This is a genomic window from Amycolatopsis sp. NPDC006125 (assembly GCF_040614195.1).
Lineage (GTDB): Bacteria > Actinomycetota > Actinomycetes > Mycobacteriales > Pseudonocardiaceae > Amycolatopsis_E > Amycolatopsis_E tucumanensis.
In genome coordinates this window covers 1-9422 of record NZ_JBEXTZ010000173.1, presented here as the reverse complement: position 1 = coordinate 9422, position 9422 = coordinate 1, and the positions used below count along the sequence as shown (strand labels likewise).

At 70.3% G+C, this 9422-nt stretch carries 7 protein-coding genes and 1 tRNA gene; 2 read left to right on the top strand and 6 right to left on the bottom strand.

The genetic code is table 11. The annotated features are described in order from the left end of the window. Positions 1–156 precede the first annotated feature (156 nt). From ABZ193_RS42220 to ABZ193_RS42195, 6 genes are all read right to left on the bottom strand, one after another. Complete coding sequence (locus ABZ193_RS42220; protein WP_354714394.1) at positions 157–2304, bottom strand: glycoside hydrolase family 15 protein; 2148 nt, start codon at positions 2302–2304, stop codon at positions 157–159. Between the two features lie 74 nt (positions 2305–2378). After that, positions 2379–3095 carry a class I SAM-dependent methyltransferase gene (locus tag ABZ193_RS42215; protein WP_354714392.1) on the bottom strand — a complete coding sequence of 239 codons (717 nt, stop codon included), beginning with the start codon at positions 3093–3095 and terminating at the stop codon, positions 2379–2381. 249 nt (positions 3096–3344) lie between these two features. Further along, positions 3345–3554 (bottom strand): hypothetical protein, encoded by a 210-nt coding sequence (locus ABZ193_RS42210; protein WP_237340260.1) that lies wholly within the window; start codon positions 3552–3554, stop codon positions 3345–3347. Positions 3555–3749: 195 nt separating this feature from the next. After that, positions 3750–3821 (bottom strand) — tRNA-Val (locus tag ABZ193_RS42205). Positions 3822–3864: 43 nt separating this feature from the next. Beyond that, positions 3865–4329, bottom strand: coding sequence for a peroxiredoxin (locus tag ABZ193_RS42200; protein WP_020422489.1), 465 nt, complete (start codon positions 4327–4329; stop codon positions 3865–3867). A 62-nt stretch (positions 4330–4391) separates the two neighbouring features. Further along, entirely contained in the window at positions 4392–4823 is a 432-nt protein-coding gene (locus ABZ193_RS42195) for a DUF3052 domain-containing protein (protein ID WP_017984111.1), read from the bottom strand. A 368-nt stretch (positions 4824–5191) separates the two neighbouring features. Between ABZ193_RS42195 and aceE the strand changes: the two genes are divergently transcribed. Both aceE and ABZ193_RS42185 read left to right on the top strand, forming a co-directional pair. Then, entirely contained in the window at positions 5192–7999 is a 2808-nt protein-coding gene (aceE, locus tag ABZ193_RS42190; protein ID WP_354714390.1) for a pyruvate dehydrogenase (acetyl-transferring), homodimeric type, read from the top strand. Positions 8000–8075: 76 nt separating this feature from the next. After that, positions 8076–9287, top strand: a complete 1212-nt coding sequence (locus ABZ193_RS42185) for an alpha-hydroxy acid oxidase (protein ID WP_237340262.1) — start codon at positions 8076–8078, stop codon at positions 9285–9287. The last annotated feature ends 135 nt before the right edge of the window (positions 9288–9422 follow it).

Here is a 9422-nt window from a genome sequence, read left to right as displayed (position 1 = left end):
TGATTGTGTTTCAGTCGCCGAGCAGGCTTGTCAAGGCGGGAAAGCGTGCCTTGACAAGCCTGGTCGGCGACTAAAGATCGGCTGTGGATCGGGGGCGGGGGAGGTCTGGTTGGGGTAGTCGGCTGCTTTCGTTGCCGGGTGGCGGTTTGTTGTTTGTTAGTGCGTCAGGTATCGCTCTGCCACCACCGTCGGGTACTCCACTGGGCGTCCCTTCGCCACTGACCATGCCAGCCGCAGGTACTGGGCGTGTGTCCAGGCCAGGGGCGTTGCCGAGGCGGTTGGTGTTCCCGGCCGCACCGCTGGGTAGGGCGGGTTCACGTCCCACACCTGCTCCGGTAGCAAGCCCGTCGCACCGGCGCAGGCCGCGATGTCCCGCAACCGTCCCGCCGCTGCTGCCCGGTCGCCGGCCAGCAGCTCGTACTCCCCTCGCTCGCCGGCGAAGATCGGCCACAGCCGGCCGTACGTGCGCAAAACGTCTGCCCTGTTCACGTTCCACGGGCCGCCGTCGGCTTGTTCGCCGTATCCGTCTCCCGAGTACCGGTGCCAGTGCCTGCCCGCCGGGGTCACCGTCGAGATCTGCTCGTCGACCACGGCCAGTGAGTTCACCACCACCGGGTCGTGCGGCTGCCGCATCCCGAGCCGCACCAGTTCCAGGAAACCGGCGTCTACGACCGCTCGCTGGTCGGCCGGGTCCGGGTTGTTGTTGCCCAGGTTGTAGGTGGTCCCGGCGTTCGGGTCGCCGTCCTTGGTGAGGCGCACGAAGTACGGGCGCGGTGCGTGCGGCCCGTTCCGCGTGACCGTCCAGCCGTCGACCGCCGCGTGCCAGCGGTCCGCCGCCTCCAGGAAACGAGCGGGATCGCGACCGGCGCGGCGCATCAGGTCCGCCAGGCACACCAAGCCCGCGATCACCGACGCGATCGTCGACGGCGAGTACCCGCTCTGCTCCTCCCACCGCTCCTGCTCGGTGTACGGCGACGGGTACCCGTCCTTAGAGTACGACAACAGGAAATCACCACCACGCTCCAGACTGTCCATTGTGGCTGGATCGTCCCGGTCGAGCAGCCACGCCAGCAGCATCGGCGCCGCGGTCTCGTCGAGCTGGATCGACGTCCAGAACGGCTCCCCCGACACCTTGGTGTTCTGCGGCCAGTGCCCGTCCGGCTGCTGGATCCGCAACAGGTAGTCCAGCGACCGCTCGGCGGCGGCGCGGTCACCGGCGGCGAGCAGGCCCGTCGCGATCTGGTACAGGTCCCGCGGCCACACCAGGTGGTAGGACCCGTACTCCGGCGCCACCGCCCGGTCGAACCCGAACGCCCACGGCATCGACGGCGACGCGATGAACGCGCCCGGGTTCCGCTTGTCCTCGCTGCACGCCAGTGCCACCACGGACGTCGCGTAGATCCGCCGGTCCGCGCCCTCGGGTGCGGCGGGCAGGCTCTGCAGGTACTGCCGCCACCCCGCGGCGTACGCCGACGCGGCGGAGTCGAACCCGCGGCCCAGCGAACCCCGCGCCGCGCGCACCGCGGCGCCACCGTCCGCCCCGAAACCCAGCGCGACCAGCTCACGCGTCCGGGACGTGCCGTCGAGTCGCAACCGCCCCAGCTGGATGACGTTGCCCGGCCCAGCGGTCGCGTAGTGCCGGTCCAGCCGTCCCCGGCCGGCCACCAGCTGGGTCCAGCCGTCGTTGACGCCCGCGTAGCCGACCGTCGACTCGCTGAACCCGCCGCGGGCGAGGATGGCGCTGGCGGTGGAACCGTCGGACGCCACCAGCGCGCCGGCCTGCGGGAAGGCGCGATCGGCCGTGCCCTCGCCGCCCAGTGCCGGATCGTGCAGCAGGTACACGTGCAACGGCCGCCGCGACCGGAACTCCACGTCGATCAGCACGGAGTCGCGGTCCGGGTCGGTGACGTACCGGGTGGTGAGCGTCCAGCCGGTGCCGCGCGCGGTCTGCCGGTACGCGGGCACCTCCGCGTCGGGCAGCTCCGTGCGGTGCCCGACGTCCGACACACGCTCCACAAAGGACTCGCCGTCGGTGACGACGATCTGCGTCTCCCGGCTCGCCGGGGTGCTCAGGTCTGGGTGGTAGACCTCGGAGAGCCGCCCGTCCTGCAGGGTGAACCAGACGGGGCTCGCCGAGCGGGCGGTGCCGAACCCGAGCTTGTCCGCCGGGGTGAACGTGGTGTCAGTGCCCGGCCCGCCCGGTGCCGCACCGCCCTGGCCCGCGCTCGCCGGCGCCGGAGCCGCCACCGCCGTCGCCCCCACGAGCGCTGCCGCGCGCAGAAAATCCCGCCTCGAGGTAGTCATCGTCGACCTCCCACAACGTGATGCCCAGCCCTGGCAACAACTACCAGCGCCGCGGATCCCGGGAAAGGGGCCGGTCAGTTGAGGGGCGCGAGCAGGAGTGTGGCGAAGCCGAAGCAGTCCCGGTAGCCGCGCAGCCACCCGTCCCGGTGCGCGGCGGCGATGGCGAGAAGGTCGGGCTGGCCGAGGCTGCGGGCGGCGAGTGAGCCGGTCCAGTTCCACTCGTAGTCGTCCAGCTCGTGGCGGGTGCTGAGGTGACCGTAGAGGGGCACCCAGCCGTCGGCGGTGATCGTGTCGACCGTGGTGGGGAGGTCCGCGAGGTCACCGAGGGCCTCGACAGCGGCCGCGCTCGGCTCGCGCTCCCAGTACCCCTCGCCGACGACGGCGCGCCCACCGGGCGCGAGGACCTTCCGGGCCGCCGCGAGGGCCGGCAGGAGGCCGCCGAAGGCGTGGGTGGCGCCGACGCAGAAGACGACGTCGGCCGGCTGTTCGGGGACGAAGCCGGCGGCGTCGGACTGGTGGAGCGTGAGCCGCCCGGCGAGACCGCGGCGCTCGGCCTCCCGGCGAGCGTGGTCGAGGGCAGGCTCGGAGACGTCCACGCCTTCCGCCGTGGCCCCGGGCGCCAGCGCCAAGGCGCGCAGCAGCCACTCGCCGCCACCGCACCCGAGGTCGAGGAGGCGCTCGTCGCCACGCGGCAGGGCCCGCTCCAGCAGGGCGCTCACCGCGGCGTCCCCGAGGGGCGCCGCGATGGGATGGTCGGAATGCGCGAGGCGCGAGATGAAGTCACGTTCCACGACGGCAGCCTGCCCGGCGCCGGGCTGGAGGCGCACTCCAATTTCCGGTGACCGTTACCGGACCGGACGACGCTCAGCCGGGTCGCGGCCGGACGGAGCAACGGGTGCGCCCGTCCGGCGCCGCTCCCCAGGCGACTGTTGATCAAGAGAACGCTGGGGGTCGTCGCCCTTGGCGCCATCGTCGTGATCACCTTGTTCCTGGGCCGAACGATGCTCGGCTGGGTCGCCGCGCGGGCCATGGCGTTCGGCTCACTCGCGGCGCAGGCGGACGAATCGAAGCCACCAGTAGCCGGCGATCGCGGCGTTGAGTGCGGGGAGCGTGATCCGCATCCACAGCTCCCAGTCGGAGAGGATGCCCCAGACGATCACCTGGAAGGCGACCAGCACAGTCCACCCGATCGCGGCGAGCATCGCGCTCCGCGCCGGGCGGGGGTTGAACGGATCGGGCTCCGGCGGCACCCGATGACGGTGGCAGAAGAACCCCGCCCGGGGAACACCGCCGGCCGGAGCAACGGGTGCGCCCGTCCGGCGCCGCTTCGCCAAAGGACCCGTGTGGGTGGGCCAAGCCATCCGGTGCCTGCCCCACAACGAGACAGAACGCCAGAAAAGGCAGCTACCGGCTACCGGCTACCGGCCACCGGCCACCGAAAACGGTGGGCGCAGCAGGGTTCGAACCTGCGACCCCCTCCTTGTAAGGGAGGTGCTCTTCCGCTGAGCTATGCACCCCGGACCAGCGGCGCCCAACCCGGGGGCACCGCCGGTGCGAGCATCATTCGGGCAGCTCGGCCACCGCTCGCTTCCAGGCGAGCTGGTCGCGCGGCTCGCCCGGCTGGTTGACCTCGGCGTAGCGCACCACGCCGCCCTTGTCGATCAGGAAGGTGCCCCGGTTGGCCAGCCCGGCGCCCTCGTTGAACACGCCGTAGAGCTTGGCGACCTCACCGTGCGGCCAGAAGTCCGACAGCAGCGGGAACTGGTAGCCCTGCTGCTCGGCCCACGCCTTGAGCGAGAAGGGTGTGTCCACCGACACACCGAGCACCTGCACGCCCTGGCCGTCGTACTCGGCGAACTCGTCGCGCAGCTGGCAGAGCTCGCCCTGGCAGATCCCGCTGAACGCGAACGGGTAGAAGACCAGCAGGACCGCCTTGTCGCCCTGGAACGACGACAGCGTGACCGGCTGCTTGTTGTAGTCGTTCAGGGTGAAATCCGGAGCTGCTGAACCGACCTCGACCGCCATCGAAGCACCTTTCGCATCGCCAACGTTGCACTTGCCGCACGCTCACCTTAGCGTGCGGCCGCTCAGCGCTGCTTCGACTTCGACTTCGGCGGCACCAGCTTGGTCCCGGCCCAGTTCGGGCCGACGCTGATGTTGGAGGTCTGCGCGAGCCCGACGGTGGGCACCGCCTCGGCGATCTCACTCGGCTCCACGTGCCCCGGCTGCCCGGTCTTGGGCGTCAGGACCCAGATGATGCCGTTCTCGTCGAGGGGCGACCGGGCGTCCATGATCGCGTCGACCAGGTCCCCGTCGTCCTCCCGCCACCACAGCAGAACCACGTCGATGACCTCGTCGGCGTCCTCGTCGAGGAGATCGCCGCCGATATGTTCTTCGATCGCGGCACGCAGGTCGTCGTCGACGTCCTCGTCCCACCCGATCTCCTGAACAACCATGTCCGGCTTGATGCCAAGCCTCTCGGCGACGCTGCTGTACTCAGCGTCTCCAGCGGCGACCACTGCTGTCACTCCTCCAACTCACGACGCGGGCGGCACGGCGCCGCCCACTCGACATACGGATGGGTGTAGCGAACACGCCCGGAGCCTCCGGCGCAACCGTCCACACCGGATCTCTGTCAACTCGTAGCGCAGCGTAGGGCCCCGGGGGACGTGTTCGCGACCGCAAAACGACCCTCGGCGGCACCCGTCCGGGCACACCTGGCCTAGGGTGGGCATAACGCGCGCGCGTGCGCGCGCGGACATAGGTGAACGTTACCGCTCAGTAGCGATGACGGGAAGCCCGGACTAGACGACCATGACAGAGAGGGCACGGCCGAACTGAGGCACCCGTGCCCCGAACGCGAAGTGACAACCGGCGAGGAGATCCCTTGGCCCCCCAGAACGACCAGGCCGCAGGCACCGGCGCCAGCACCGATCGGGCCCCGGCCCGGGTCCGCGTCATCCGTGACGGATTGGCGGCCCACCTGCCCGACATCGACCCCGAGGAGACAGCCGAGTGGCTGGACTCGTTCGACGAGGCACTCGCCCGGGGCGGCCAGCAGCGGGCTCGCTACCTGATGCTGCGGATCCTGGAGCGCGCCCGCGAGCGCAACGTCGGTGTCCCGCCGCTGACCGCGACGGACTACGTCAACACCATCCCCACGGAGAACGAGCCGTGGTTCCCCGGCGACGAGGAGATCGAGCGCCGCTACCGGGCCTACATCCGCTGGAACGCGGCGATCATGGTGCACCGCGCCCAGCGCCCCGGCGTCAGTGTCGGCGGCCACATCTCCACGTACGCGTCGTCGGCGGCGCTCTACGAGGTCGGCTTCAACCACTTCTTCCGGGGCAAGGACCACTCCGGCGGCGGTGACCACGTCTTCATCCAGGGTCACGCCTCCCCGGGCATCTACGCCCGCGCCTACCTGGAGGGCCGTCTCAACGAGCAGCAGCTCGACGGCTTCCGCCAGGAGCTGTCGCACGCCGGCGAGGGCGGCGGCCTGCCGTCGTACCCGCACCCGCGGCTGATGCCCGGCTTCTGGGAGTACCCGACCGTGTCCATGGGCCTCGGCCCGATGAACGCGATCTACCAGGCCCGGTTCAACCGGTACCTGCGCGACCGCGGCATCAAGGACACCTCCGACCAGCACGTGTGGGCGTTCCTCGGCGACGGCGAGATGGACGAGCCGGAGTCGCGGGGCCTCATCCACGTGGCCGCCGGCGAGGGCCTGGACAACCTGACCTTCGTCATCAACTGCAACCTGCAGCGGCTCGACGGCCCGGTGCGCGGCAACGGCAAGATCATCCAGGAGCTCGAGGCGTACTTCCGCGGCGCGGGCTGGAACGTGATCAAGGTCATCTGGGGCCGCGAGTGGGACTCGCTGCTGCACGCCGACCGCGACGGCGCGCTGGTCAACCTGATGAACGTCACGCCGGACGGCGACTTCCAGACGTACAAGGCCAACGACGGCGCCTACGTCCGCGAGCACTTCTTCGGCCGCGACCCGCGCACGAAGGACCTGGTCAAGGACCTGAGCGACGCCGACATCTGGAACCTCAAGCGCGGTGGTCACGACTACCGCAAGGTGTACGCGGCGTACAAGGCGGCGATGGAGCACCACGGTCAGCCGACGGTGATCCTGGCCCACACCATCAAGGGCTACGGCCTCGGCCCGGCGTTCGAGGGCCGCAACGCCACGCACCAGATGAAGAAGCTCACGCTGGACGACCTGAAGCTGTTCCGGGACGCGCAGCGCATCCCGATCAGCGACGAGGAGCTGGAGCGCGACCCGAAGCTGCCGCCGTACTACCACCCGGGCGCGAACTCGCCCGAGATCGAGTACATGGTGGGCCGCCGCAAGACCCTCGGCGGGTTCGTGCCGGAGCGGCGCAACCGGGCCAAGCCGCTGGTGCTGCCGGGTGACAAGGTGTACGAGGCCATCCGGAAGGGCTCCGGCAAGCAGGAGGTCGCCACCACGATGGCGTTCGTGCGGCTGGTGCGCGAGCTGGCCAAGGACGCCGAGATCGGCCACCGGATCGTGCCGATCATCCCGGACGAGGCCCGCACGTTCGGCCTGGACTCGATGTTCCCGACGGCGAAGATCTACAACCCGCACGGGCAGACCTACACGTCGGTGGACGCCAACCTGATGCTGGCGTACAAGGAGTCCGAGCACGGCCAGCTGCTGCACGAGGGCATCAACGAGGCCGGGTCGACGTCGTCGTTCACGGCGGTGGGCACGTCCTACGCCACGCACGGCGAGCCGATGATCCCGATCTACATCTTCTACTCGATGTTCGGGTTCCAGCGCACCGGCGACGGCCTGTACGCGGCCGCGGACCAGATGGCGCGCGGGTTCGTGCTGGGCGCCACCGCGGGCCGCACCACGCTGACCGGTGAGGGCCTGCAGCACGCCGACGGGCATTCGCTGCTGCTGGCGCACACCAACCCGGCTGTGGTGGCGTACGACCCGGCGTGGTCGTTCGAGATCGCCCACATCGTCAAGGACGGCCTGCGCCGCATGTACGGCGAGGGCGGCCCGGAGGGCAACGGCGAGAACGTCTTCTACTACATGACGGTCTACAACGAGCCGTACCGGCAGCCGGCCGAGCCGGAGAACCTCGACGTCGAGGGTCTGCTCAAGGGCCTGTACCGGTACGCGGAGGCGCCGTCGGGCGACGGTCCGGAGGCGCAGATCCTGGTGTCTGGCGTGACGATGCCGGACGCGCTCAAGGCGCAGACGATGCTGGCCGAGGAGTGGGGCGTGCGCGCGGCCGTGTGGTCGGCGACGTCGTGGTCGGAGCTGCGCCGCGAGGCGGTGGAGATCGACCGGGACAACCTGCTGCACCCGGGCGACTCGCCGCGCGTGCCGTACGTGACGCAGGCGCTGTCCGGCGCGACCGGCCCGGTCGTGGCGGTGTCGGACTGGATGCGCGCGGTGCCGGACCTGATCCGCCCGTGGGTGCCGACCGACATGCTCACCCTGGGCACCGATGGGTTCGGCTTCTCCGACACGCGTCCGGCGGCGCGGCGGCACTTCCTGGTCGACGCCGAGTCGATCACGGTCGCCACGCTGGCCGCGCTCGCCAAGCGCGGTGAGGTCGCGCAGGAGAAGGTGGTCGAGGCCGCCCGGAAGTACCGGATCCACGACGTGTCGGCGGCGGGCCCGCAGCTCACCGACGCCGGAAACGCCTGATCCGCGGTTTTTCGAAGGCCACCCGCGTGCTTCGCGCGGGTGGCCTTCGCACGTCGTCATCCCCGATGATGTATCTATGACGCGACGTCGCTTGCCGAGGCCCAGTGAGTTGCAGCAGATCCTGCGACCGAAACCGGTGAAGCTCAACCCGACCGACCGCCGCCTGTCGAACGCCCACACGATCGCCGACCTGCGCACCATCGCGCGCAGGCGCACACCGCGGGCGGTGTTCGACTACACCGATGGCGCCGCGGAGCTCGAAGACAGCCTGCGCCGCGCCCGGCAGGCGTTCCGCAGTGTGGAGTTCCACCCCAACGTGCTGCGCGGGGTGTCCGATGTGGACACGAGTGTCGAGGTGCTCGGTGAGCGGTCGGCGTTGCCGTTCGCGTTCGCGCCGACCGGTTTCACGCGGATGATGCACCACGAGGGCGAACGCGCGGTGGTCCGGGTGGCGCAGCGGGAACGCATCCCGTACGCGTTGTCGACGATGGGGACGACCTCGATCGAGGACGTCGCGAAGGCCGCCCCGCACGCGCGGAAGTGGTTCCAGCTCTACGTGTGGCGCGACCACGCGGCGGGCGCGGAGCTGATGCGGCGCGCGGAGGAAAGCGGTTACGACACGCTGTTGCTGACGGTGGACACCCCGGTGGCCGGCGCGCGGATGCGGGACGTGCGCAACGGCCTGACCATCCCGCCGACACTGACGCTGCGCACGTTCCTCGACGGCGCGACGCACCCGGCGTGGTGGTTCAACCTGCTCACGACGGAGCCGCTGGAGTTCGCGTCGTTCGGTTCGTGGGACGGCACCGTCGCGGAGCTGATCAACGCCCTCTTCGACCCGACGCTCAGCTTCGACGACCTGGCGTGGGTGCGGGAAACCTGGAAGGGCAAGCTGGTCGTCAAGGGAATCCAGAACCCGGACGACGCACGGGACGTGGTGAAGCACGGCGCGGACGCGGTGGTGCTGTCCAACCACGGCGGCCGCCAGCTCGATCGAGCGCCGACCCCGCTGGAACTCCTGACGCCCACGCTGGACGCCGTCGGCGGCGACGCCGAAGTGTGGGTGGACACCGGAATCCTGTCCGGCGGCGACATCGTGGCCGCGATGGCGAGGGGCGCGTCGATGTGCCTGATCGGCCGGGCGTACCTGTACGGCCTCATGGCAGGCGGCGAACGGGGAGTCCAGCGCTGCGTGGACATCCTGCGCCAGGAAATCGTGCGAACGATGCAGCTACTGGGCGTGCGAACAATCGACGCCCTACAACCAACCCACGCCACCCTCAACTAACCCCAAGGCCCAACCGCCACCCGGCAACGAAAGCCAAAACCCCCCGAACCACTCCCCTCCCGCAACCCGATCCCCAGCCAAATCGGTTGCCGAGCCACCGGGTCAAGGCACGCTTTCCCGCCTTGACGCGGTGTC